This window comes from Dietzia sp. HMSC21D01 (assembly GCF_001815995.1).
GTDB lineage: Bacteria > Actinomycetota > Actinomycetes > Mycobacteriales > Mycobacteriaceae > Dietzia > Dietzia cinnamea.
The window spans coordinates 1-1973 of sequence record NZ_KV823867.1; the positions used below are offsets into that span (position 1 = coordinate 1).

Below are 1973 nucleotides of genomic sequence, written 5' to 3' on the forward strand. Positions count from 1 at the left end.
GGCCGGGCCCGCGGGCGTCCTCGACGCACTCGCCGCCTCGGCCGTGGCCATGTCCGTGGGCGCGCGGGCCGAGCACGTCGCCGCGGCCCTGCGTTCGTTCACGGTGGGCGCCCATCGCGCCGAGCCGGTGGCGACCATCGACGGGATCACCTACATCGACGACTCCAAGGCCACCAATCCGCACGCCGCCCGCACCTCGCTGCTGGCGGGCGGACCGATGGTGTGGATCGCCGGCGGACTGCTCAAGGGCGCCGACGTCGAGCCGCTGGTCGCCGAGGTCGCCGATGTCCTGCGCGGAGTGGTCCTCATCGGCCGCGACCGCGGGCGGATCGCCGGGGCATTGGCCCGACACGCGCCGACGGTGCCCGTGGTGGAGCTGGCCTCGGGAGACGATGACGACGCTGCGGGTCCCGACGAGCCGCAGCAGACGATGGACCGCGCGGTCGCCGAGGCCGCGCGGATGGCCACCGGAGGCGACACCGTGTTGCTCGCCCCGGCTGCCGCGTCGATGGACATGTTCACCGACTACGGCCACCGGGGGCGCAGCTTCGTCCTCGCCGTGGGCCGCGTGGCCGGGAGGTAGGGGCTATGGCACTGCGAGACAAGGCGGCACCGCGAGACAACGCACCTCACGAGCGGGCGGACGGCCCGGACCGGGCCGATCGGCCCGACCTGCTCGGGCGTATCGCCGCGCCACTGGCCGCGATCAACCGGGCGCCCCTGACGTCGTACCACGTGGTCATGGTGGTCACGGCCCTGCTCACGGTCATCGGACTGGGCATGGTGCTGTCCAGTTCCAACGTGCTGGCCTTCTCCGGCGGTGGCACGCCGTTCGACATCTTCCTGCGCCAGGCGATGTTCGTCCTCATCGGCTGGATGGGCTTCGTCCTGGCCCTGCGCCTGCGCATCGAACTGCTGCGTGCGGCGGCGTTCCCGCTGCTGCTCGTGTCCATCGGTTTGCTCGTCGCGGTGCTGATCCCCGGCATCGGTTCCGAGATCAACGGCTCCCGCGGCTGGATCGACCTCGGCATCTTCTCGATCCAGCCCGCCGAGATCGCCAAGTTCGCCCTCATCGTCTGGGCGTCGTCCGTGGTCGCCAAGCGCGTGCGGACGGGCTACTGGCTGGACCTGCTCTTCCCGGCGGTCGTCGGGTACCTCATCGTGGCTGTCCTCGTCGTCGTCGCCCCCGACCTGGGCATGGCGACCGCGGTGACCATCGCGTTCCTGTGCATCCTGTGGTTCTCCGGCTACCCGGCGCGGCACTTCGCGTGGGTGATCGCCGTCGGCGTCGTCGTCTTCGGCGTCCTCGCGGTGGCGTTCGCCTACCGCTTCGAGCGGATCCGGACCTACCTCGACACGTTCCGCGGGGACTTCTCCAACCCCCAGGGCGCGGCGTACCAGTCGTACCAGGGCATGCTCTCCCTGGCCGACGGCGGACTGTTCGGCGTCGGCCTGGGTCAGTCCAGCGCCAAGTGGTTCTACCTGCCGGAGGCCACCAACGACTTTATCTTCGCCATCATCGGCGAGGAGCTCGGCTGGTTCGGCGCCGCGGTCGTCGTCTCGCTCTACCTCACCCTCGGCTGGGTCGGCATGCGGATCGCCATGCGCTCGGTGGACCCGTTCCGCCGCCTGCTCGCCGGCACCATCTCCGCGACGATCGTCCTGCAGGCGTTCATCAACATCGGCTACGTCGTGGGACTGCTCCCGGTGACCGGCCTGCAGCTGCCGCTCATCTCCAACGGCGGTACCTCCGCGGTCGTCACGCTCACCTCCCTCGGGCTGCTCGCCAACTGCGCCCGGCACGAGCCGGAGGCCATCTCCGCGATCCTCAGCTCCCCGAACCGCCGTCGGCACCGGTGGTTCTCCCTGCCCGACCCGCGCCCCTACCGGCCCGAGCGCCCCGTCCCCGCCTCGTCGGCGCCCGGTCGCTCGAGCGAGGGCGCCCGGCGGTACGGCGACCCCGTCACCCGCCG

General features: G+C 71.5%; 2 protein-coding genes. Both read left to right on the plus strand.

Translation table 11 applies throughout. The features are described from left to right. Positions 1 to 583: glutamate ligase domain-containing protein (locus tag HMPREF3086_RS06825; RefSeq protein ID WP_305790931.1), on the plus strand; the 583-nt coding region annotated here is incomplete at its 5' end. Between the two features lie 5 nt (positions 584 to 588). Beyond that, the coding region (ftsW, locus tag HMPREF3086_RS06830) for a putative lipid II flippase FtsW (RefSeq protein WP_070720957.1) at positions 589 to 1973 on the plus strand (1385 nt) is incomplete at its 3' end.